At 69.1% G+C, this 22402-nt stretch carries 20 protein-coding genes and 3 pseudogenes; 5 read left to right on the forward strand and 18 right to left on the reverse strand.

Translation table 11 applies throughout. The features are described from left to right. Positions 1–123 precede the first annotated feature (123 nt). The 14 genes from nusB to rpsD form a co-directional block, all read right to left on the reverse strand. Entirely contained in the window at positions 124–555 is a 432-nt protein-coding gene (gene nusB / locus ABTZ94_RS25025) for a transcription antitermination factor NusB (RefSeq protein WP_072484538.1), read from the reverse strand. Positions 556–557: 2 nt separating this feature from the next. Beyond that, complete coding sequence (gene efp / locus ABTZ94_RS25030) at positions 558–1124, reverse strand: elongation factor P (protein WP_266363161.1); 567 nt, start codon at positions 1122–1124, stop codon at positions 558–560. 50 nt (positions 1125–1174) lie between these two features. After that, positions 1175–2281 carry an aminopeptidase P family protein gene (locus tag ABTZ94_RS25035; RefSeq protein WP_351203605.1) on the reverse strand — a complete coding sequence of 369 codons (1107 nt, stop codon included), beginning with the start codon at positions 2279–2281 and terminating at the stop codon, positions 1175–1177. 104 nt (positions 2282–2385) lie between these two features. Then, positions 2386–3195 carry a Pro-rich N-terminal domain-containing protein gene (locus tag ABTZ94_RS25040; RefSeq protein ID WP_351203607.1) on the reverse strand — a complete coding sequence of 270 codons (810 nt, stop codon included), beginning with the start codon at positions 3193–3195 and terminating at the stop codon, positions 2386–2388. 136 nt (positions 3196–3331) lie between these two features. Beyond that, positions 3332–3772, reverse strand: a complete 441-nt coding sequence (aroQ, locus tag ABTZ94_RS25045) for a type II 3-dehydroquinate dehydratase (RefSeq protein ID WP_351203609.1) — start codon at positions 3770–3772, stop codon at positions 3332–3334. After that, positions 3769–5415 (reverse strand): 3-dehydroquinate synthase, encoded by a 1647-nt coding sequence (gene aroB / locus ABTZ94_RS25050; RefSeq protein WP_351203611.1) that lies wholly within the window; start codon positions 5413–5415, stop codon positions 3769–3771. Before aroB ends, aroQ begins: the two co-directional genes overlap by 4 nt. Continuing rightward, positions 5412–6596 (reverse strand): chorismate synthase, encoded by a 1185-nt coding sequence (gene aroC, locus ABTZ94_RS25055; protein ID WP_351203613.1) that lies wholly within the window; start codon positions 6594–6596, stop codon positions 5412–5414. The genes aroB and aroC overlap by 4 nt, the downstream gene beginning before the upstream one ends. Before the next feature lie 147 nt (positions 6597–6743). Then, entirely contained in the window at positions 6744–7580 is an 837-nt protein-coding gene (locus tag ABTZ94_RS25060; protein ID WP_351203615.1) for a shikimate dehydrogenase, read from the reverse strand. Next, a complete protein-coding gene (gene mltG, locus ABTZ94_RS25065; RefSeq protein WP_351203617.1) occupies positions 7567–9393 on the reverse strand; it encodes an endolytic transglycosylase MltG in 1827 nt (608 codons plus the stop codon). The genes ABTZ94_RS25060 and mltG overlap by 14 nt, the downstream gene beginning before the upstream one ends. Before the next feature lie 95 nt (positions 9394–9488). Further along, on the reverse strand, positions 9489–9962 hold the full coding sequence (ruvX, locus tag ABTZ94_RS25070) for a Holliday junction resolvase RuvX (RefSeq protein WP_327276281.1): 474 nt from the start codon (positions 9960–9962) through the stop codon (positions 9489–9491). A gap of 8 nt (positions 9963–9970) precedes the next feature. Then, positions 9971–12640 carry an alanine--tRNA ligase gene (alaS, locus tag ABTZ94_RS25075; protein ID WP_351203619.1) on the reverse strand — a complete coding sequence of 890 codons (2670 nt, stop codon included), beginning with the start codon at positions 12638–12640 and terminating at the stop codon, positions 9971–9973. After that, positions 12640–13002, reverse strand: coding sequence for a DUF6167 family protein (locus ABTZ94_RS25080; protein ID WP_351203621.1), 363 nt, complete (start codon positions 13000–13002; stop codon positions 12640–12642). Before ABTZ94_RS25080 ends, alaS begins: the two co-directional genes overlap by 1 nt. A 7-nt stretch (positions 13003–13009) precedes the next feature. Beyond that, positions 13010–13447 (reverse strand): DUF948 domain-containing protein, encoded by a 438-nt coding sequence (locus ABTZ94_RS25085; RefSeq protein WP_351203633.1) that lies wholly within the window; start codon positions 13445–13447, stop codon positions 13010–13012. A gap of 369 nt (positions 13448–13816) precedes the next feature. Beyond that, complete coding sequence (gene rpsD, locus ABTZ94_RS25090) at positions 13817–14431, reverse strand: 30S ribosomal protein S4 (RefSeq protein WP_030918857.1); 615 nt, start codon at positions 14429–14431, stop codon at positions 13817–13819. A 188-nt stretch (positions 14432–14619) separates the two neighbouring features. On the opposite strand from rpsD, the pseudogene ABTZ94_RS25095 reads away from it, so the two are divergent. Beyond that, positions 14620–14978: pseudogene (locus ABTZ94_RS25095) on the forward strand (DUF2470 domain-containing protein); the annotation flags it as partial. Position 14979: 1 nt separating this feature from the next. Here ABTZ94_RS25095 and ABTZ94_RS25100 read toward each other — a convergent pair. Beyond that, positions 14980–16338 (reverse strand): replication-associated recombination protein A, encoded by a 1359-nt coding sequence (locus tag ABTZ94_RS25100; RefSeq protein ID WP_351203624.1) that lies wholly within the window; start codon positions 16336–16338, stop codon positions 14980–14982. A gap of 69 nt (positions 16339–16407) precedes the next feature. After that, on the reverse strand, positions 16408–17043 hold the full coding sequence (locus ABTZ94_RS25105; RefSeq protein ID WP_351203626.1) for a vitamin K epoxide reductase family protein: 636 nt from the start codon (positions 17041–17043) through the stop codon (positions 16408–16410). 148 nt (positions 17044–17191) lie between these two features. On the opposite strand from ABTZ94_RS25105, the pseudogene ABTZ94_RS25110 reads away from it, so the two are divergent. Further along, positions 17192–17640: pseudogene (locus tag ABTZ94_RS25110) on the forward strand (ATP-binding cassette domain-containing protein); the annotation flags it as partial. Further along, a pseudogene (locus ABTZ94_RS25115) lies at positions 17634–17810 on the forward strand (ABC transporter permease); the annotation flags it as partial. The pseudogenes ABTZ94_RS25110 and ABTZ94_RS25115, both read left to right, overlap by 7 nt. A gap of 141 nt (positions 17811–17951) precedes the next feature. Here the strand turns inward: ABTZ94_RS25115 and hisS are convergent. Both hisS and ABTZ94_RS25125 read right to left on the reverse strand, forming a co-directional pair. Next, the gene (gene hisS / locus ABTZ94_RS25120; RefSeq protein ID WP_351203628.1) at positions 17952–19214 is read right to left on the reverse strand and encodes a histidine--tRNA ligase; all 1263 of its coding nucleotides are present in this window, start codon (positions 19212–19214) and stop codon (positions 17952–17954) included. Positions 19215–19227: 13 nt separating this feature from the next. Continuing rightward, positions 19228–19914 (reverse strand): MBL fold metallo-hydrolase, encoded by a 687-nt coding sequence (locus ABTZ94_RS25125; protein WP_266745112.1) that lies wholly within the window; start codon positions 19912–19914, stop codon positions 19228–19230. Positions 19915–20063: 149 nt separating this feature from the next. Between ABTZ94_RS25125 and ABTZ94_RS25130 the strand changes: the two genes are divergently transcribed. Together ABTZ94_RS25130 and ABTZ94_RS25135 are read left to right on the forward strand one after the other, a co-directional pair. Beyond that, the gene (locus ABTZ94_RS25130) at positions 20064–20846 is read left to right on the forward strand and encodes a peptidylprolyl isomerase (protein ID WP_351203630.1); all 783 of its coding nucleotides are present in this window, start codon (positions 20064–20066) and stop codon (positions 20844–20846) included. A 203-nt stretch (positions 20847–21049) separates the two neighbouring features. Continuing rightward, a complete protein-coding gene (locus ABTZ94_RS25135; protein WP_093894528.1) occupies positions 21050–22279 on the forward strand; it encodes a DUF349 domain-containing protein in 1230 nt (409 codons plus the stop codon). Positions 22280–22402 lie beyond the last annotated feature (123 nt).

Below are 22402 nucleotides of genomic sequence, written 5' to 3' on the forward strand. Positions count from 1 at the left end.
GGTTCCCCCTCCCGGGTGCCCGCGCCGACACGGTTTTTTCGTTGCGCAACAGCCGGACGCCGCATACAGAAGGGCCCATGGGCAATGACCATGGGCCCTTCGTCGGCTGAACGGCCGCCTGAGCTACTGCTCCCGGCGCAGGTTCGGCTTGAGGTCCTTGAACCGGGCCAGCAGCCCGTTCACGAAAGACGGGGAGTCATCGGTGGAGAACTCCTTGGCGAGCTGGACCGCCTCGTCGATCACCACTGCGTCCGGGGTCCCGTCCACCCAGATCAGCTCGTACGCACCGAGCCGCAGGATGTTCCGGTCGACGACCGGCATGCGGTCGATCTCCCAGTCCACGGCGTAGGTCACGATGAGGTCGTCGATCCGGTCCGCGTACTGCGCGTACCCCTCGACGAGCTCCATCGTGTACTCGGTGACCGGCGGCTGACGGTTGTCGGCCCGCGAGTGCCGCACCCAGTCCGCGAGGACCGTCTGCACGGACTCACCGCGCTGGTCGGCCTCGAAGAGGATCTGGAAGGCGCGTTTGCGGGCCTTGTTCCGGGCAGCCACGGTTAGCTGTTCACCCGGCCGAGGTAGTCGCCCGTGCGGGTGTCGACCTTGATCTTCTCACCGGTGGTGATGAAGAGCGGGACGCCGATCTCGTAGTCGGTCTCCAGCGTGGCGGGCTTGGTGCCACCGGTGGAGCGGTCGCCCTGAACGCCCGGGTCGGTGTGCTTGACGGTCAGCTCGACGGCGGCGGGCAGCTCGACGTAGAGCACCTCGCCCTCGTGCTGGGCGACGGAGGCGGTGAAGCCCTCGATCAGGAAGTTGGCTGCGTTGCCGACAGCCTTGCGGTCGACCATGAGCTGGTCGTACGTGTCCATGTCCATGAAGACGAAGTACTCGCCGTCCATGTACGAGAACTGCATGTCGCGACGGTCGATGGTGGCCGTTTCGACCTTCACGCCGGCGTTGAACGTCTTGTCGACGACCTTGCCGGAGAGCACGTTCTTGAGCTTGGTGCGCACGAAGGCCGGGCCCTTGCCGGGCTTGACGTGCTGGAACTCGACGACGGACCAGAGCTGGCCTCCGTCGAGCTTGAGCACCAGGCCGTTCTTGAGGTCGTTCGTGGAAGCCACGGTTGCGGAATCTCCTGGACTGAAGCTGGTGGAACGACCGAGGATGCGCGCTAGAGCGCGAGCAGCTCCTTGGTCGTAATGGTGAGTAGCTCGGGTCCGCCGTCCGCCTCGGGGCGCACGACGAGCGTGTCATCGATCCGGACCCCGCCCCGGCCCGGGAGGTGGACCCCCGGTTCGACGGTGACCGGCACACAAGCGTCCAGTTTACCCATGGCTGCAGGTGCCAGCTGCGGGTCCTCGTCGATTTCGAGGCCCACCCCGTGCCCGGTCCATGGTGCGACGCCCCCTCCGTGGCCCGCGGAGTCCAGGAGACAGCGGGCGGCACGGTCCACATCGCGGTAGGCGGCCCCCGGCACGAGAGCCTCGCGCCCGGCCCGCTGAGCGGCGAAAACCAGGTCGTAGAGCTCGATCTGCCAGTCGGCGGGCGTCGTCCCGATGACGAACGTACGGCCGATCTCACAGCGGTACCCACGATAGTTCGCGCCCAGGCAGACGGAAAGGAAATCCCCCTCCTCCACCCGCCGGTCCGAGGGGCGGTGCCGGCCCTGGCCGGAGTTCGGCCCGGTGGCTACGGAGGTGGCGAAGGCGGGACCGTCGGCGCCATGGTCCACCAGGCGGCGCTCCAGCTCCAGGGCGAGATGCCGTTCGGTGCGGCCCACCAGGATGGATTCGAGGAGTTCGCCCAGGGCCTGGTCGGTGATCTCGGCGGCGATCCGCAGACACGCGATCTCCTCCTCGTCCTTGACGACCCGCAATTGCTCCACGATGGCACCGAGATCGGCGAGCCGCAGCCGCGGGGCGACCGAACTCATGGCCCGGTGGCGGGAGACCGTCAGATGGTGTTCCTCGACGGCCAGGGACTCCGCACCGAAGGAGGCGGCCCGATCGGCGGCCGCGACCACCGGATCACCGTCGGTGGCCGGCATGAGTGACACCCGCAGCTGATCGTCGGTGCGCCCGTCGGCGGGGTCGCCGGTCGGGGCGTGGGGGCAGAGCAGGACGTCCTCACCGGGGCCGAGCAGCAGCACGGCGCCCGGGGGCGCTCCGCCCGCGAGATAGCGGACGTTGGCGGGGCGGGAGACCAGAGCGGCCGCGGATCCGACGGCGGCGCACCGGTCGCGGAGCAGCCCGCGGCGGACGGCGTACACGTCTGACATGTCACGAGCCTACGAGTGGTGGCGCAGGCCTGCTCGGTCAGCGCATCCGACCGGGGGCCGCGGTCGGATCCGTCACCGGACCGGGAACACCGCCCGATGGCAGTTCACCAGGCCGGAGGGCTGGCTATGGAGCGGGCGAGTATGTCGTCCAGGACGCGGGCGGTGGTCTCCACGTCGTACGTCGAGTTGTCGATGATCGGCAGTCCGGAGCCGTACCACCCGGCCATCCGGCCGTGGATCCGGGCCACCTCCTCGTCCGAGAGGCGGCGGTTCCCACTGCGGGCGGCGTTGCGCTCCAGCACGATCTCCAGGCCGGGCAGCAGAACGACGGGCAGCAGTCCGGGGCCGACATGGCGCTTCCAACCGCCGAGGCCGACGACCGGCCGGTCCGGGAAGACGGCGTCGTCCAGGATGCAGGAGATCCCATTGGCGAGGAAGTTGCGGGCGGCGAAGCCGCAGGTGCGACGGGCGAGGCGGTACTGGGCCTCGGAGTGGTCGTTCCACCCGGCCTGGGGGTCGGCGAAACCGGAGCAGACCCATTCGCGGACGTCGTCGAGGCTGACGTGGGCCGTGGGAACCCGGCGGCGGCTGGCCCAGAGTTTGGCCACGGTGGTCTTGCCCGCGCCCGCGGGGCCGATCAGGAGTACGGCGAGGGTCGCGCTGCCGGTGCCGGGCTCTGCGGGCGGCGCGGGCAGCGGGACGGGCCCGCCGGGCGGCAGCTGGACGTGCCCTGTGGTCTCCCTGGAGGGAGGCACCGGTGCGTGCTGCGGGGGTCCGTTCCAGCCCTGGGGCGTGGGAGGGGTGGTGGGCGGCGGCCCCGGCGGTCCGGGGCGCTGGGCCTGGTGCGTCCAGCCCGCAGGTCCGCTTCCGGGGCCTTGCGGCGGCGGCAGCGGGGCCCCCACTGCGTGCTGCATCCGGTGCCACTCCGTCTCGTACAGGCAACTGGCGCTGGTGGAACGGCAACCGTACCGTCCCCGGCCGCCACTGAGTGAACGGTCGGGAACGGTCCACAGTGCCCGGCGGCCGGCCGGCCGTCCGGTCACCGGTCCGTCAGCCGGACAACTCGTCCGCGAGGGCGCGCAGAGCGAGGCGGTAGGAGCCGATGCCGAATCCTGCCACGGTCCCCGTGGCGACCGGCGCGACCACGGAGTTGTGGCGGAATTCCTCCCGTGCGTAAGGGTTCGAGATGTGCACCTCGATCAGCGGGGCGGTGCGCTGGGCCGCCGCATCCCGCATTCCGTACGAATAGTGGGTGAAGGCCCCCGGGTTGAGAACGACCGGAAGCGAACCGTCCGCGGCTTCGTGGAGCCAGCGGATCAGCTCGCCCTCGTCGTTGGTCTCCCGGACGTCGACATCGAAGCCGAGCTCCTTGCCGAGGGCCTGACAGGTCTCGACGAGTCCGGCGTACGACGTGGCGCCGTACACATCGGGCTCGCGGGAGCCGAGCCGGCCGAGGTTCGGCCCGTTGAGGACGAGGACCCGGCGGGTCACGCCGACACCTCCCCGTAGGCTGCGAGCAGCACGGCCGGGTCGGGGCCCTCCAGCACCGTGGGCTTGCCGAGGCCGTCGAGAACGACGAAGCGCAGCAGCTCGCCGCGGGACTTCTTGTCGACCTTCATGTTCTCCAGCAGCTTGGGCCACTGGTCGCCGCGGTAGGTGAGGGGCAGTCCGACGGACTCCAGGACGGCGCGGTGCCGCTCGGCGGTGGCGTCGTCGAGGCGTCCGGCCAGCCGTCCCAGCTCGGCGGCGAAGACCATGCCGACGGAGACGGCCGCGCCGTGCCGCCACTTGTAGCGCTCGTTCTTCTCGATGGCGTGGGCCAGAGTGTGGCCGTAGTTGAGGATCTCGCGCAGCCCGGATTCCTTGAGGTCGCTGGAGACGACCTCGGCCTTGACCCGGATGGCGCGTTCGATCAGCTCGGCGGTGTGCGCTCCGGTGGGTGTACGGGCGCCTTCCGGGTCCGCCTCGATCAGGTCGAGGATCGCCGGGTCGGCGATGAAGCCGGCCTTGATGATCTCGGCCAAGCCGCTGACGTAGTCGTGAACGGGCAGCGAGTCCAGGGCGGCGAGGTCGCAGAGGACTCCGACGGGCGGGTGGAAGGCGCCGACGAGGTTCTTGCCCTCGGCGGTGTTGATGCCCGTCTTGCCGCCGATGGCCGCGTCGACCATGGCGAGCACGGTCGTGGGTACGGCGATCCAGCGCACCCCGCGCAGCCAGCTCGCCGCGACGAACCCGGCCACATCGGTGGTGGCTCCGCCGCCGACGCCGACGATGACATCGGTACGGGTGAAGCCGGTCTGCCCGAGCGCCTTCCAGCAGTACGCCGCGACCTCGACGGTCTTGGCCTCCTCGGCGTTCGGCAGCTGGATCGCGATGGCCTCGTAGCCCTGCTCGGCGAGGTCCTGACGGACCGCCTCACCCGTCTCGGCGAGCGCCTCGGGGTGCAGCACCGCGACCCGTTTGGCGCGGTCGCCGATGAGCGTGGGCAGCTCGCCGAGGAGCTGCCGGCCGACCAGCACCTCGTACGGGTCGGTGCCCGCGCTGCCGGCGATCTGGATACGGGTGGTGCCCTGCTCGGTCATACGTGTGTTCTCCACGCCGGGCGGGACGGGATCGTCCGTGCGCTCCGGCAGTTCCAGTGCGTCGAGGACCGCCTGGGCGACCTCTTCGGGGGTGCGCTCGTCGGTGGCGACGGTCGCCCGGGCCACCTCGGTGTACAGATGGCGGCGGGCGTCCATCAGCTCGCGCCACTGCCGGCGCGGGTTGACGGCGAGCAGCGGGCGGGCGGTGTTCAGACCGACCCGCTTGACGGCCTCCTCCACGTCCATCGAGAGATAGACGACGGGGTGGTCGGCGAGCAGTACGCGGGTCGTCTCGTCGAGCACGGCGCCGCCGCCGAGGGAGAGGACACCCGTGTGCTCGGCGACGGCGGTGTGCACCGCCTGTCGCTCCAGCTCGCGGAAGCGTTCCTCGCCCTCGTCGTAGAAGATCTCCGAGATCGGCTTGCCGGCCGTGGCGACGACGTCCGCGTCGGTGTCCCGGTAGGTGGTGCCGAGCCGGTCGGCGAGCAGTTCACCGACCGTGGACTTGCCGACGCCCATCGGGCCGACGAGGACGATCACCGGGCCGCTCATCGGATCTGCAGGTGGTCGAGGTACGACTGCACATTGCGGCGGGTCTCGGGGACGCTGTCCCCGCCGAACTTCTCGGCGACGGCGTCGGCGAGGATCAGGGCGACCATCGCCTCGGCGACGATGCCCGCGGCCGGAACGGCACAGACATCGGAGCGCTGGTGGTGGGCCTTGGCGGGTTCGCCGGTGACGACGTCGACGGTTGCGAGCGCGCGCGGCACGGTCGCGATGGGCTTCATCGCGGCGCGGACCCGTAGCAGCTCGCCGGTGGTCAGACCGCCCTCGGTGCCGCCGGAGCGGCCGGAGGCGCGCTTGATGCCGTCCTCGGTGACCAGGATCTCGTCGTGCGCCTTGGAGCCGGGGACCCGGGCCAGGTCGAAGCCGTCGCCGACCTCGACCCCCTTGATGGCCTGGATACCCATCAGGGCCGCGGCGAGCCGGGCGTCGAGACGGCGGTCCCAGTGGACGTGCGAGCCGAGGCCGACGGGCACTCCGTACGCCAGCACCTCGACGACACCGCCGAGGGTGTCGCCGTCCTTGTGGGCCTGGTCGATCTCGGCGACCATTTCCTTGCTCGCGTCGGCGTCCAGGCAGCGCACCGGGTCCGCGTCGAGCCTCTCGACGTCGGCGGGCGTCGGGTAGACGCCGTAGGGCGCCTTGGCCGCGGCCAGCTCGACGACATGGCTGACGATCTCGATGCCGGCGGTCTCCTTGAGGTACGACCGGGCGACGGTACCGAGCGCGACCCGGGCCGCGGTCTCCCGGGCGCTGGCGCGCTCCAGGATCGGCCGGGCCTCGTCGAAGCCGTACTTCTGCATGCCCGCGAGGTCGGCGTGGCCGGGCCGCGGGCGGGTCAGCGGGGCGTTGCGGGCCAGCGCCGCCAACTCCTCGGGGTCGACCGGGTCGGCCGACATGACCTGCTCCCACTTGGGCCACTCGGTGTTGCCCACCATCACGGCGACCGGAGAGCCCATGGTAAGACCGTGGCGCACCCCGCCGAGGAAGGTGACCTCGTCCTTCTCGAACTTCATCCGCGCACCGCGGCCATAACCGAGCCGCCGCCGGGCGAGTGCGTCCGCCACCATCTCCGTGGTGATCGGGACGCCGGCGGGAAGGCCCTCCAGCGTCGCCACGAGTGCGGGGCCGTGCGACTCTCCCGCGGTCAGCCAGCGCAACCTGCTCAACGGTGCTCCTCATGCTCGCGCCTGGAACTGCGACGACGCGACCGGGTGCGCGGCCCTGGCCCGCCGCCTTTGATCCTCCCACGGCCGGGGACGTGAACCGGTCGCCCGTCCAGCAGACGGACGCATCCCATCTGCGGGCGCAAGGGATCAGCGGGCGGCGAGCGCCGCTTCCCCGGCCTGTCGCATCGCCGCGAGCGGCGCGGGCAAACGGCCCGTCATCTGCTCGACCTGGAGGACGGCCTGGTGAACCAGAAGGTCGAGACCTCCGACGACTGCGCCGTTACGGGCCGCCCAGGCGGCGGCGAGTCCGGTCGGCCAGGGATCGTACAGCACATCGAAGAGCGTTCCGGGCCGGTCCGGTACGGCATCGGTCAGCGCGTCCGTGGCACCGGCCGGGGTGGTGGCGATGACCAGCGGGGCGTGCAGCGCCTGCTCGGCCTTCGCCCAGTCGGAAATCCGGACGTCGACGCCGAGGCGTTCGCCCCAGCCGAGCATCTCCTGGCCCCGTTCCCTGCTGCGGACGTACGCCGTGACCGGTCCCGAACAGATCTCGGACAGCGCGGCGAGCGCCGAGGAAGCGGTCGCTCCGGCACCGAGCACGGCGGCGGAGTCGGTCTTCTCCACACCACGTTCGCGCAGCGCGGCGATCATGCCGGAGATATCGGTGTTGTCCCCGATCCGCCGGCCGCCCTCGGTGAGGACCACCGTATTGACCGCCTCCACCGAGGACGCGGTCTCGCTGATGGAGTCCAGCAGCGGGATGATCGCACGCTTGAGCGGCATGGTCAGGGAGAGCCCGGCCCAGGTGGAGTCGAGCCCCTGGACGAAACCGGGGAGCGCGGCCTCGTCGATCTCGAAACGGTCGTACGACCATCCGGTGAGACCGAGCTCTTGGTACGCGGCCCGGTGCAGGACCGGAGAGAGCGAGTGGGCAATGGGCGAGCCGAGGACGGCTGCCCGGCGAGGCCCGTCAGCCGAGGCCATGCTGTTCCTTGAACTTCTTGTTGAGCTTCTCGTGGTCGGCGGCCGTCTTGGTGAACTGGGTCTTCTTGCCGTCGAGCGAGATGAAGAACATCCACCCGTCATCAGTGGGATTGAGCGTAGCTCGCAGGGCTTCCTCACCCGGATTGCTGATCGGACCCGGCGGAAGGCCCTCGTGGTAGTAGGTGTTGTAAGGGTCCGGATTGCTCAGGATCTCACTCGACCCGATCTTGATCTTGCTCTGGTTCTTGAGGTAATTGAATGCGGAGTCGAATTGAAGCTTACGGTTCGTGACCGTGTTGTTCGGCTTCAAGCGGTTGTAGGCGACTTCAGCCATCTTACGGAAGTCGTCGTGTGTGAGGCCCTCCGCCTGGACCAGGCTGGCGACAGTGAGGACCTGCCAGGGACCGTCCAGGTTGTACTTCTTGGCCGTCCCCTCGAGGTCGAGCTTGCCGTACTCCTCGTTGGCGCGGGAGACCATTTTCTTCAGGATCATCTCCGGCTTGGTTTCCTTGGTGACCGGATAAGCGGCCGGGTACAGGAATCCTTCCAGCGGGTCCTTTATATCCTTGTCATTCCTCGCCCAGTCAGGCAGACCGAGGCCGGATGCCTTGGACGTGGCAATTCCCTTGGTCGTTCCCTTTTTGAGGCGCAGCTTCTTGTCGACCATCTCGTAGATGTCGAGATTGCGATACCCCTCGGGAATCACCAGAAGATTCTGGCTGTTCGGGTCGACCATCATCTTCAAGGCCTCGGCCGCGGACATCTTCTCGCGGAGCAGATAGACGCCTGCCTGGATCGACTTGCCCTTGGGGTTCTCGTTCTGCGCGGCGACGAACGCGTCGACGCTCTTGATGACACCCTTCTGCTTCAGGATGTTGCCGATGTCGGAGCCGAAGGCGCCCTTCTCGATCTCCACCTCGACCTCGCCGGTGCCCGTTCCGGTGTAGTCGGGCGCCGCGCCGTACTTGTCCTGCCAGTACGAGTAGCCGACGTAGCACACTCCGCCGAGGCCGCCGAGCAGGACCACCGAGACGACCAGGCAGGCGACGCCGCTGCGGCTCTTCTTCTTTCCCTTGCCGCCGCGGCGCTCGTTGCCGCCTCGACCGCCGCGGCGTGACTCGCGCGGGTCGTCGTCGTACTCGTCGTCACGGTCGTCGCGGTCGTCGGCGCCTGTGAAGAAGGGGTGGGTCTCCTCCGGCTGGACCTCCGGGTCCCAGTCGGGACTCTGCGCAGGCGCCTGCTCGGCAACAGCCTCGCGGTGGCCCGGGGGTTGCGGCGGCGGGTAGGCCTCCGGCGTGCCGTAGGAGTCATGCGTCTCGCCGTGGCCGGCCGGCTGAACGTCGTAGGGCATACCGGCGGACTGCTGCCCGGTGTCCCAACCACCGTTGTCGTACTGAGGCTGCTGGGGCTGCTGCTGTGTATACGGGTCCTGCGGCTGCTGCTGCGCGTGCGGGTCCTGCGGGTAGGACTGCTGCGCGTGCGAGTCCTGCGGGTAGGACTGCTGCTGCGCGTACGGGTCCTGCGGCTGCTGCGCGTACGGGTCCTGCGGGTAGGACTGCTGCTGCGCGTACGGGTCCTGCGGGTAAGACTGCTGCTGCGCGTGCGGATCCTGCGGGTAAGACTGCTGCTGCGCGTACGGGTCCTGCGGGTAGGGCTGCTGCTGCGCATGCGGATCCTGCGGGTAGGGCTGCTGCTGGCCGCCGTACTGGCTCTGGCCGTGGGTAGGCGGCTGTCCTCCCCATCCCTGGTCCCCGTACAAGGGGTCCTCGGGATTCCACGGTTCGGAGCCGGGGCCCCGGCCATACTCAGTCATCGATCCCCTAGAGCCGCGAGACGACGTTCCGTCTCTTTGCTGTGCGGTGTTTGTTCGAACACCGCCACATCGCGCGGAACGTTACCGTATCGCGATCAGCCAACCGTTTCGACGCCTTCGCCCGGGGCTTTCCCTGACGCCCGTTCGGACTCCAGAGCGTTCTGAAGGATCACCACAGCGGCAGCCTGATCGATGACGGAACGGCCTTTCTTGGACTTCACGCCCGAAGCGCGCAGTCCTTGACTCGCCGTTACTGTGGTCATCCTCTCGTCCACCAATCGCACCGGAATGGGTGCGACCGAGCGGGCCACCTCCTGGGCGAAGACCCGGATCTTGGCTGCGGCGGGTCCCTCACCGCCGCCGAGGGACCGCGGCAGGCCGATGATGATCTCGATCGGCTCGTACTCCTCGACGATCTGCCCGAGCCGCCGGTGGGCCGCCGGGACATCGCGTCCCGGAACGGTCTCCACCGGCGTGGCGAGGATCCCGTCGGGGTCGCACGAGGCGACCCCGATCCGGGCGTCCCCGACGTCGATCGCGAGACGACGACCGCGGCGCATCTGCGTCATCCCCGCCGTCACGCCGTCTCGGTGACAAGGCGTTCGACAGCGGCCACGGCGGCTCCGATGGCCTCGGGGTTCTGGCCGCCGCCCTGGGCGACGTCCGGCTTGCCGCCGCCACCGCCGCCAAGGGTCTTGGCGGCGGTACGGACCAGGTCACCGGCCTTGAGTCCACGCTCACGGGCGGCCTCGTTGGTGGCGATCACGGTGAGCGGGCGTCCATTGGCCGTGGTGAACAAGGCCACGACAGCCGGGCGGCCGCCCTGGATGCGTCCGCGAACGTCGAGGACGAGCTTGCGCAGGTCGTCGGCCGAAGTGCCGTCCGGGACCTGGCCGGTGACCAGGGCGACGCCCCGTACGTCCTTGGCGGAATCTGCCAGTCCGGCGGCGGCCTGGAGGACCTTCTCCGCGCGGAACTTCTCGATCTCCTTCTCGGCGTCCTTCAGCTTGCCGAGCATTCCAGCGATCTTCTCCGGGAGCTCCTCGGGACGGCCCTTGACCAGCTCCTGGAGCTGGGCGACGACCGTGTGCTCCCTGGCGAGGAAGTTGTAGGCGTCGACGCCGACGAGGGCCTCGATACGTCGCACACCGGAACCGATGGACGATTCGCCGAGCAGCTTCACCAGACCCAGCTGGGCAGTGTTGTGGACGTGCGTACCGCCGCAGAGCTCCTTGGAGAAGTCGCCGATGGTGACGACCCGGACCCGCTCGCCGTACTTCTCGCCGAACTCAGCGATGGCGCCCTGCTTCTTGGCCTCGTCGATCGGCATGACCTCGGCCTGGACATCGAGTTCACGGGCGAGGACCTCGTTGATCCTCTGCTCGACGTCGGTGAGGACCGTGCCGGGTACGGCGGCGGGCGAGCCGAAGTCGAAGCGGAAGCGGCCCGGCGAGTTCTCCGAACCGGCCTGTGCGGCCGTCGGGCCCAATGCGTCGCGCAGCGCCTGGTGCGTAAGGTGCGTGGCGCTGTGGGCGCGGGCGATGGCGCGTCGGCGGGTGGTGTCGATGGCCGCGTGGACAGAAGCGCCGACGGTCACCTCGCCGACCTGAACCGAACCCTTGTGGACAAAGACGCCGGGGACGGGCTGCTGGACGTCGCGGACCTGGATGGCGGCGCCGCTGTCGAGCCGGATCTGGCCCTGGTCGGCGAGCTGGCCGCCGCCCTCGGCGTAGAACGGGGTGCGGTCCAGGACGACTTCGACCTCGTCGCCCTCGGTGGCGGCGGGCGAGGGGACACCGTCGACGAGCAGGCCGACGATGGTCGACTCGCCCTCGGTGGCGGTATAGCCGGTGAACTCGGTGACGCCGGAGTTGTCGGCGACCGCGCGGTAGGCGGACAGGTCGGCATGGCCGGTCTTCTTGGCCTTGGCGTCGGCCTTGGCGCGCTCCCGCTGCTCCCTCATCAGGCGGCGGAAGCCGTCCTCGTCCACCGAGAGGCCCTGTTCGGCGGCCATCTCCAGGGTGAGGTCGATCGGGAAGCCCCAGGTGTCGTGGAGCAGGAACGCCTTGTCGCCGGCGAGGACCTTGCCGCCGGCGGCCTTGGTCTCGGTGACGGCGGTGTCGAGAATGTTGGTGCCGCCCTTGAGGGCCTTGAGGAAGGCGGCCTCCTCGGCGAGGGCGACGGTCTCGATGCGCTTGCGGTCGGTGATCAGCTCCGGGTACTGCTGCCCCATCGTGTCGATCACGACGTCGACCAGGTCCTTGACGACGGGCCCGGTGGCACCCATCAGGCGCATGTTGCGGATGGCGCGGCGCATGATGCGGCGCAGCACGTAGCCGCGGCCCTCGTTGCCGGGGGTGACGCCGTCGCCGATGAGCATCACGGAGGTACGGATGTGGTCGGCGACCACGCGGAGCGAGACGTCCGAACCGTGGTCGGCGCCGTACTGGACGCCGGTCAGCTCGGTGGCCTTGTCCATGACGACACGCAGGGTGTCGGTCTCGTACATGTTCTGTACGCCCTGCAGGATCATGGCGAGGCGTTCCAGGCCCAGACCCGTATCGATGTTCTTCGACGGCAGGTCACCAAGGATCGGGAAGTCCTCCTTGCCGTCACCTGTGCCCCGCTCGTACTGCATGAAGACCAGGTTCCAGATCTCCACGTAGCGCTCGTCGTTGACGGCCGGGCCGCCCTCGATGCCGAACTCGGGGCCGCGGTCGTAGTTGATCTCGGAGCAGGGGCCGCAGGGTCCGGGGACGCCCATGGACCAGAAGTTGTCCTTCTTGCCCAGGCGCTGGATGCGCTCGGCCGGTACGCCGATCTTGTCGCGCCAGATCTGCTCGGCCTCATCGTCGTCGAGGTAGACCGTGATCCACAGCCGCTCGGGGTCGAGACCGAAGCCGCCGTCCGCCACGGAGCTCGTCAGAGCCTCCCAGGCGTAGCTGATGGCGCCTTCCTTGAAGTAGTCACCGAAGGAGAAGTTGCCGCACATCTGGAAGAACGTGCCGTGCCGGGTGGTCTTGCCGACCTCCTCGATGTCCGGCGTACGGACACACTTCTGCACGCTGGTGACGCGCGGGGCGGGCGGCTTGACCTCGCCGAGGAAGTACGGCTTGAAGGGGACCATGCCCGCGGGGACCAGGAGCAGAGTCGGGTCGTCCGCGATGAGCGACGCCGAAGGGACGACGGTGTGACCGCGCTCCTCGAAGAAGCTCAGCCAGCGGCGACGAATTTCAGCCGACTCCATCAGTGGTCCTCATTCCGGTTGTACGAGTTGTAGGGGAGCTTGCGGTACTTGGTGGCTTCGAGGGACCTGTCCGGTCCGACGGGCTCGGCCGCCTCGACGGCGAAATGACGCCGTACGGGGAAGTCGGGGTCGACCGGTGCCTCCAGGCCCAGCGCCTCACCCAGTTCGGCCTCGCGCCGGGCCATGGACTCACGGACGTCCAGAGCGAAGTCCTTGAGCTTGTGGCCCGTCTCGATCGCCTTGTCCGCGGCCTGCGCCGCGAGACTCTCGGGGGTCAGCTGCTTGAGCTTCCGGTTGACCTTGGCGGTGGCCCATACACCGGCGGCGGCGCCAGCGGTGAACCAGAACGTACGGCGGAACATCGCTGCGTCAGTCCTTCGATCCGCGGGAGTTTCTGCCGTTGCGCTTCCGGCCGCGCGCGGCCGGCACGGTGCGGCCGACGATCACCGTACGACGGGCAGGTTCCGGCTCCGGATCGGTCTTGCGGCCGATGGCCTGCCGTACGCCGTAACCGAACGCGGCGACCTTGACGAGCGGGCCGCCGAAGGCCGAGGCGACAGTGGTGGAGAGCGCCGAGGCGTTCGAGGTGACTTCCTGGACGTCCGTGGCGATCGCGTCGACCTTGTCGAGCTGGGTCTGCGCGGAGCGCACGGTGGCGGAGGCGTCGGCAAGCAGCGGGACCGCCTGCTCGGTCACGTCCGCCACGAGCTTGGTGGTCGCCCTGAGCGTCTGGGCCAGCCTCACCAGTACGACGGCGAGGAACGAAACCAGGATCGCCCAGAAGACGGCCACCAGGATCCCGGCCACCTCTCCACCGGACACAGTGCACCGCTCTCTAGCTTGTCGCTGTCTCTGTCTGTCTCTGCTCGGTCCGGCGACCGCTGCTGCGACAGCCGATCGTCGTCTCCCGAGCCTATCGCGCCGGTGGTCGCGCCCTGTACCGCATTACCGGCGGCAAGAACCTCAGTTGCCATAAGGAGATTGCGCGGAGAGTGCCTGTACAAGCACTCTGCGTATTTCACGCGGCGGTGGCCAGGGCGTCGGCGAACGGGCCCGTGGACCGGCCGGGGGACGCCGGGGCTGGTGCCGGGCCCCGGGAAAACACCCAGGCCCGCCGCCTCCCCGTACATCGGGAAGGGGCGGGCCTGAGCGCTGGTGAGAGCGGCTACGCCTGAATCAGCGGGCGTAGTACTCGACGACGAGCTGCTCGTCGCAGATCACGGGGATTTCCTTGCGGTTCGGGTCCCGGTCAAGGCGGAAGGCCAGGGCCTTCAGGTTCACCTGCAGGTAGCGCGGGGTCTCGCCGTCGGGGGCGTAACCACCCTCGCGGGCAACCTGGAAGGGGTGCTTGTCGCGGCTGCGCTCGCGGACCATCACGATGTTGTCGGGACGGACACGGAAGGACGGCTTGTCGACCTTGCGGCCGTCGACCTCGATGTGACCGTGCACGACCATCTGGCGGGCCTGGTAGATGGTGCGGGCGATGCCCGAACGCAGGACCAGGGCGTCGAGACGACGCTCGAGCTCGACGACGAGCGCCTCGCCCGTCTTGCCCTCGGCCTTCTTGGCGCGGTCGTAGGCACGCGCCATCTGGCGCTCGCTGATGTCGTACTGGGCGCGCAGACGCTGCTTCTCCAGCAGACGGACCTTGTAGTCCGAGTTCTGCTTGCGGCCACGGCCGTGCTCGCCCGGCGGGTAGGGGCGGGCCTCGAAGTACTTGACAGCCTTCGGCGTCAGCGCAATGCCGAGCGCGCGGCTCTTCTTGACCTTGGGACGCGACTGGTTAGGCACGTTCTCCAGACCTCCATCGTAGGTTAGGTTAGGCTCACCTTACTTGAGGAGATCGCATGTCTCGCCCGGGGAACACCACACACTTCACGGACAGCACTGACAGCGTCGACATCCCTCAGGGTGCCGATACGACGGAGGACCGATCAGATCGTGGTCAGCCGCGTCCCGGCGGGCTTGAAAACACTCGGATGCCGTCAGCAGCCGAGCGCACACGAACTCTCGTACAGAGTACCTGTTCATCGGTACTGCTCGTCCCCGGGCTGAACGCGCCCGGCTCGGATCAGCTGATGCCTCTGACCAGGGGCGTGGGCCCCGATGGGGATCTGTTCCTCGAACTCCCCGCTGATTCCCCGGCCGTACGGGCCGCGGCGCACGCGGGACGACGGGTCGGCCGCTGTGCTGGAGATCACGGACGCCGCCCCGGTCTCCGTACCGCACCGCATCCGGGGCCGCGCCCGGGTCTCGGGCCGGCTCACCACCGTAACCCGGCATGTCGGGACCCGGCCGGATGACGCTCCGGCTCGAGACGGGCGAGGCGTACGTCGACCTCAGTCGGCGGACGGGCCTGAGAGCCGCTCGCGGACCCGCTCCACCACATCCGCGTAGCGCGCCTCCGCGCCATAGCGCGTGGGCTGGTAGTAGTGCTTGTCGCGTACGGCGTCCGGGGCGTACTGCTGGGCGGCGATACCGCCGGGGACATCGTGCGGATACACATAGCCCTGGGCGTGGCCGAGCTTGGCGGCGCCCTTGTAGTGGCCGTCGCGCAGATGGGCCGGGACCGGGCCCGCGAGCCCCTTCCGTACGTCCTCCTGGGCGGCGAAGATCGCCAGGGTCGCCGCATTGGACTTGGGGGCGAGGGCCAGGGCGATCGTGGCATGGCTCAGGGTGAGCGCCGCCTCGGGAAAGCCGATCATGGCGACCGCCTGGGCGGCCGCGACGGCGGTGGGCAGTGCCGTGGGATCGGCGAGACCGATGTCCTCGCTGGCCGAGATCATCAGCCTTCGGGCGATGAACCGGGGGTCCTCCCCCGCCTCGATCATCCGGGCCAGATAGTGCAGCGCGGCATCCACATCGGAGCCGCGGATCGACTTGATGAGCGCGCTCGCGACGTCGTAGTGCTGGTCGCCGTCCCGGTCGTACTTGACGGCGGCACGGTCGACGGTCTCCTCCAGGGTCAGGAGGGTGATCTCCTTCTCCTGCTTGGCCAGCGCCGCACCGGCCGCGGCCTCCAGCGCCGTGAGCGCCCGCCGGGCGTCGCCGCCCGCGATGCGCAGCAGATGTGCCTCGGCGTCCCTCGGCAGCGCCACCGCGCCGCCGAGTCCGCGCTCGTCGGTCAGTGCACGCTGCAGCAGGCCGCGCAGATCGTCGTCGGTGAGCGATTCCAGGGTGAGCAGCAGCGAGCGCGACAGCAGCGGCGAGATGATCGAGAAATACGGATTCTCGGTGGTCGCGGCGATCAGCGTCACCCAGCGGTTCTCCACCGCCGGGAGCAGCGAGTCCTGCTGCGCCTTGGAGAAGCGGTGGATCTCGTCGAGGAAGAGGACGGTCTCCTTGCCGTAGCCGCCGGTGGCGCGGCGGGCGCCTTCGATGACGGCCCGCACTTCCTTGACGCCCGCAGTGATCGCGGAGAGCTCGACGAAGCGCTTGTTGGTGGCCTTGCTGACCACGTACGCCAGAGTCGTCTTTCCGATGCCGGGCGGGCCCCAGAGGATCACCGACGACGGGCCTGCGGGCCCGCCGTTCCCCTCGCCGACGAGGCGGCGCAGCGGCGAGCCCGGCTTGAGCAGATGCTGCTGGCCGACGACCTCGTCGAGGGTGCGGGGACGCATCCGGACAGCCAGTGGGCTGCTGGACGGGTCCTTCTCCTGGCGGTCTTCGGCAGCTGCGGTAAAGAGGTCGGGCTCCACGTTTTGAAGCCTATGTCACGGCACTGACATCCCTGCCGGGCCGGTCGCCCGGCAGTAGCGGCGGGCCGGTCAGCTGGTCCAGAAGTCCCACCAGCGGGTCAGGATCAGCATGCCGATGATGCCGATCCACAGGACCGGCGGCACCCAGTGGAACTCCGTCAGTCCGTTGCGCAGCCAGTTCGGCGCGGGCAGGATCCGGTGCTTGATGTTGTGCGTGGTGACGTAGCAGAACATGACGATCGTGGCGACCCAGGCCAGGCAGCACCACAGGCAGAGCGAGTTGATGTTGTAGAGCGACTGGTACTGGAGCCAGGTGCAGAAGCCGACGCCGAACAGCGTGCCGGCGTTCATCCCGAGCCAGTACCAGCTGCGGAAGCGGGCGCCCGCGAGCAGCGCGATGCCGATGCCGATGATCACGGAGTAGGTGACCAGACCGAGCATCGGGTTCGGGAAGCCGAAGGCGCCCGCCTGCTCGCTCTTCATGATGTTGCCGCATGCGACGACCGGGTTGAGACTGCAGCCCGGTGTGAAGTTGGGGTCCTCCAGCAACTTGAACTTGTCGATGGTGATGGCCCAGGCGGCGAGGAGTCCGGCGGCGCCCGTGATCACCAGCAGCAGCGCGAACGCCCGACTGCCGCCGATGGTCCTCTTCCCGCTGTCCTCGTCCTGGTCGGAGGAGGGATGGTCAACCGCTGCAGTCGTCATATCGCCGTTCCATCAGTGAGTGGCCTGCTGGGCACGGTCATTGTGCCGCACCGAACCGCTGACGTTCTGTTCGATGGACATAAAGATGTACGCAAAGCTCTGCGCACGGCCGGTGCGGAACACGCGGGTCCGCGAGACGCTCTCATCCATGACTGAACTTGCGGTGGAGGTGCGCGGTCTGCGCAAGCGCCACGGCGAAGTGACCGCGGTCGACGGTCTGGACCTGGGCATCCGGCGTGGCGAGGTGTTCGGAATCCTCGGACCGAACGGGGCCGGGAAGAGCACGACCGTGGAAATCCTGCACGGCCATCGCAGCCGCGACGAAGGGACCGTGTCGGTGCTCGGCGTGGACCCGGCTTCCGCCGAGCGCCATTGGCGTTCCCGGGTCGGAGTCGTACGGCAGGATGAATCGGTGCCCGCCGAGTTGACGGTACACAAGACGGTGACGCACTTCTCCCGCTACTACCCGAGGCCGCGCGACTGCGAGCAGGTCATCGCGCTGGGGGCCTGGAGCAGAAGGCCGGCGCCCGCATCAAGGAACTCTGCGGCGGCCGGCGGCGCCGTCTCGAAGTGGCGCTCGGCGTGATCGGCTCCCCTGGATGTGCCAGGGCTCGCGCGCAGTGTTCCTGCCCGAGTCGGCGGCCGTGATCGAGCAGGCGGGGAGCTGGGAGTACGGGAAGGTCGCGCTGGTGCTGGGTGCCTGATGCATCGGCGGTCTTGTGCTGTGCCTGCTGGCCTTCCGCTGGAAGGACCGGCGCGACGGCTGACCGGGGTGGGCCGGTGAACCCTGCGCTCCCGGTCGCCGGACGGGCCGGTGTTCCAGTCCGTCCGACGACCCGGAGAATTCAGTGCCGTGACCGGCAATGTTTGCCCGCGACGGGCACAGCTTGCCGGGAGGGGTACTCCAACTAGGCCAGGCGTCCGCGGAGCGCTTCGGCCACGTCCGGCAGGGGTACCGCCGTCTGCTCTCCGGACTCCATGTCCTTGAGCTGGACGACGCCCTCGGCCAGGTCCCGCTCACCCGCGACGATCGTGAACCGTGCCCCCGACCGGTTCGCGCTCTTCATCGCACCCTTGAGGCCGCGGTTTCCGTACGCGAAGTCCGCCGCCACACCCTCGCGACGCAGTTGCGTGACGATCCCGAAGAGCACCCGCCGGGCCTCCTCGCCGAGCGGTACCGCGAAGACGCTGGTGGCCGCGGGCAGTTCGAGCTCGATGCCCTCCGCCTCCAGCGCAAGCACCGTACGGTCCACGCCCAGCGCCCAGCCGACCGACGGGAGCGCCGGGCCGCCGATCATCTCGGAGAGGCCGTCGTAGCGGCCGCCGCCGCCCACCGCGGACTGCGAGCCGAGTCCGTCGTGGACGAACTCGAAGGTGGTGCGGGTGTAGTAGTCGAGGCCGCGGACCAGCTTCTCGTCGTCCTCGTACGCCACACCTGCCGCGGAGAGCAGGTCGCGCACCTCCTCGTGGTACGCCTTGCAGGCGTCGCACAGATAGTCGCGCAGAACCGGGGCGCCGGTCAGCTGCTTCTGCACCTCGGGCCGCTTGTCGTCGAGGACCCGGAGCGGGTTGATCTCGATGCGGCGACGGGTCTCCTCGTCCAGGTCGAGCTCGCGCAGGAAGCCCTGGAGCGCGTCCCGGTAGACGGGGCGGCACTCCTTGTCGCCCAGCGAGTTGAGCAGGATGCGGAAGTTCTGCAGACCCAGCGTGCGGTACGCCTGGTCGGCCAGGATGATCAGCTCGGCATCCAGCGCCGGGTCCTCGGCGCCGATCGCCTCGGCACCGACCTGCGAGAAGTGCCGGTAGCGGCCCTTCTGCGGGCGCTCGTAGCGGTAGTACGAGCCGGAGTACCAGAGCTTCACAGGCAGGTTGCCGAGCTTGTGGAGATTGGCCTCCAGCGCGGCGCGCAGCACGGACGCGGTGCCCTCGGGGCGCAGTGCCAGCTGGGAGCCGCCCTTGGTGGTGAGGGTGTACATCTCCTTGGTCACGATGTCGGTGGACTCACCGACACCGCGCGAGAAGAGGGCGACGTCCTCGAAGCCGGGCGTCTCGATGTAGCCGTAGCCGGAGTTCTTCAGGGGTGCGGCGATCGCCTCGCGCACCGCGAGGTACTTCGCGGAGTCGGGCGGGGTCAGGTCGTACGTGCCCTTGGGGGCCTTGAAGGTGCTCACGGAATTTCTCTCGTCACATTCCTCGTCGGGGCGCGTCCATACCGTGCAGATACGGATTCGAGGCGCGCTCGCGGCCGATGGTCGTCTGGGGGCCGTGGCCGGACAGCACCACAGTCGAGTCGTCGAGCGGCAGGCACACACGGGCCAGCGACTCGAGCAGCTCGGCGTGGTCGCCACCGGGCAGGTCGGTGCGTCCGACGGAGCCGGCGAAGAGCAGGTCGCCCGAGAAGAGGATCTGCGGAACATCCGCGGCCTCGGGCATCCTGAACGTCACCGACCCCTTGGTATGGCCGGGCGCATGCGCGACACCGAACTCCAGACCGGCCAGCTTCAGGAGGGCGCCGTCGCTCAGTTCCTTGACGTCGTCCGGCTCCCCCACCGTCAGCTCACCCATGAGCGGCATCCCGATGGAGCGGCCGAGGGCCTTCTCCGGGTCGCTCATCATGTACCGGTCCTCCGGGTGGATCCAGGCAGGGACGTCGTGCGCGCCGCACACCGGGACGACCGAGGCGACATGGTCGATGTGGCCGTGGGTCAGTACGACGGCGACGGGCTTCAGCCGATGCTTCTTCAGCGCTTCCTCGACTCCGGATGCGGCCTGATGGCCCGGGTCGATGATCACGCACTCCTCGCCTGCGGCCGGGGCGACCAGGTAACAGTTGGTCCCCCAGGCCCCGGCGGGGAACCCGGCAATGAGCACGATCGTCCTTAATGGTCGTCCGACGATGGATTGCGACTGAGAAGGTCGCGGCAGTTGAGAGCCTACCGGCGCTCCGCATTCCACAGCTAACCCATATACGGTACGGGGCAGCCCAGGCCTCATCACACGACCTACAAGGAGATCACCCGGTGGTCAGCAGCGATCAGCGGCGGCGGCAGCTCGCCAGGGAGAAGTTCCAGCGGCAGCAGCAGCGCCGGGAGGAGGCCCGCAGCAGGACGAGGCGTCTGACGGTCGTCATCGCGTCCGTGGTGGCCGTGGCCGCGGTCGTCGGGGTGGGCTCGTATCTCGCCCTCGACGGCGACGGCAAGAAGGACAAGAGCGATGCGGCCGCGAGCCCGGCGGCCTCGCCGTCCGCGAGCGAGAGCAGCGTGCCCGAGCCCGCGCTGAAGATCGACAAAAAGGCGAAGTACGCGATGTCGCTCAAGACGAGCCAGGGCGACATCGCGTTCACGATGGACGCGGCGAAGACGCCGCACACCACGAACTCCTTCAAGTCGCTGGCCGACAAGGGCTTCTTCGACGGTACGAAGTGTCACCGCTTGACCACGCAGGGCATTTTCGTCCTGCAGTGCGGTGACCCCAAGGGAGACGGCACGGGCGGCCCCGGCTACACGATCCCGGACGAGAACCTGACCGCGCTGGGCAAGGCGGGCAAGGACGGCACGGTGACCTATCCGGCGGGCACGGTGGCGATGGCGAACACCGGCCAGGCACACACCGGTGGCAGCCAGTTCTTCCTGGTGTACAAGGACAGCAAACTGCCGCCCACCTACACGCCGTTCGGCACGATGGACGATGCCTCGCTGAAGGCCGTCAAGGACATCGGTGCGGCGGGAGTGGCCGGTGGTGCGCCTGACGGTGCGCCCAAGAAGGCCGTGGACATCTCGAAGGCCGCTGTCGACAAGTCGTGACCCGGCCAGGACGGCCGGACCGGGCCGGCCGGTGATGACGGCGAAGCGCGGGCCGGATTATTTTCGGCCGCGCTGAGTGCGGACAGCCGGGCGGCCGGTCGCCTAGATTGGCGTTGTGCAGGGCGGGCGCTGCCCGCCCCAGGAAACTGTGGACGATGCCAGGGGGGCGAACCCTCACGCAGGCATCAGGTGGAGGAGGCGCTGTGAGCAGCGACCCGTGGGGCCGCGTCGATGAGACGGGCACCGTGTACGTGCGTACAGCCGATGGCGAGCAGGTCGTCGGATCGTGGCAGGCGGGTTCCCCCGAGGAGGCTCTGGCCTACTTCGAGCGCAAGTACGAGGGCATTGTGGTCGAGATCGGCCTCCTCGAACGGCGGGTGAAGACCACCGATCTGTCGGCCAAGGACGCCACGACCGCCATCGAGCATCTGCGTCTGCAGGTGGACGAGCATCATGCCGTCGGTGACCTCGACGCGCTGCGCAAGCGACTCGACGCGCTGGTCGCGACGGTCGACTCGCGGCGCGAGGAGCGCAAGGCGCAGAAGGCGAAGCAGACCGACGAGGCGAAGCATGCCAAGGAGGCGCTGGTCACCGAGGCCGAGGAGCTGGCGCAGAGCGAGCAGTGGCGCTCCGCGGGCGAGCGCCTCCGTGCGCTCGTCGACACGTGGAAGGGCCTGCCGCGGCTCGACCGCAAGTCGGACGACGAGCTGTGGCACCGCTTCTCGCACGCCCGCTCGGCGTTCTCCAAGCGCCGCAAGGCCCACTTCGCCTCGCTGGACGCCCAGCGCGAGGAGGCCCGCAAGGCCAAGGAGAAACTGGTCGTCGAGGCCGAGTCGCTCTCCGGCTCCACGGACTGGGGAGCGACGGCCGCCCGCTATCGCGACCTGATGACGGAGTGGAAGGCGGCGGGCCGCGCCCAGCGCGAGGCCGAGGACGATCTGTGGAACCGTTTCCGCGGTGCTCAGGACGTCTTCTTCGCCGCCCGTAGCGAGATCTTCGCCGAGCGGGACGCGGAGCAGGGCGAGAACCTCAAGCTCAAGGAGGAGCTCGCGGTCGAGGCCGAGAAGCTGGTGCCGGTGCAGGACCTGAAGGCGGCCAGGGCCGCGTTCCGGGCCATCAACGAGCGCTGGGAGGCCATCGGCCATGTGCCGCGTGACGCCCGCCCGAAGGTCGAGGGGCGGATGCACGCGGTGGAGCGGGCGCTCCAGGAGGCGGAGGAGTCGGAGTGGCGCCGGACGAACCCGGAGGCGCGTGCGCGCGCCGCGGGTCTGACCGGTCAGCTGCAGGCGGCCGTGGACAAGCTGCGTACGCAGATCGACACGGCCCGCGCCTCGGGCAACAACGCCCGGGCCGACAAGCTGGCCAAGGAGCTCGAAGGCCGGCAGGCACTGCTGGACCAGGCGCTGAAGGGCCTGGAGGAGTTCGGCGGCTGAAGCGGCATCTGCTGCTGACCGGCTTGTGACCGGAGACGAAGAACCAGTGGTGCTTCTCGATGGAGTGCAGCCAGTCGGACAGACCCGGGATCGTCACCGAGGTGATGTCCTCGGCGGGCGGGG

It is taken from the genome of Streptomyces sp. NPDC002785, assembly GCF_040295565.1.
Lineage (GTDB): Bacteria > Actinomycetota > Actinomycetes > Streptomycetales > Streptomycetaceae > Streptomyces.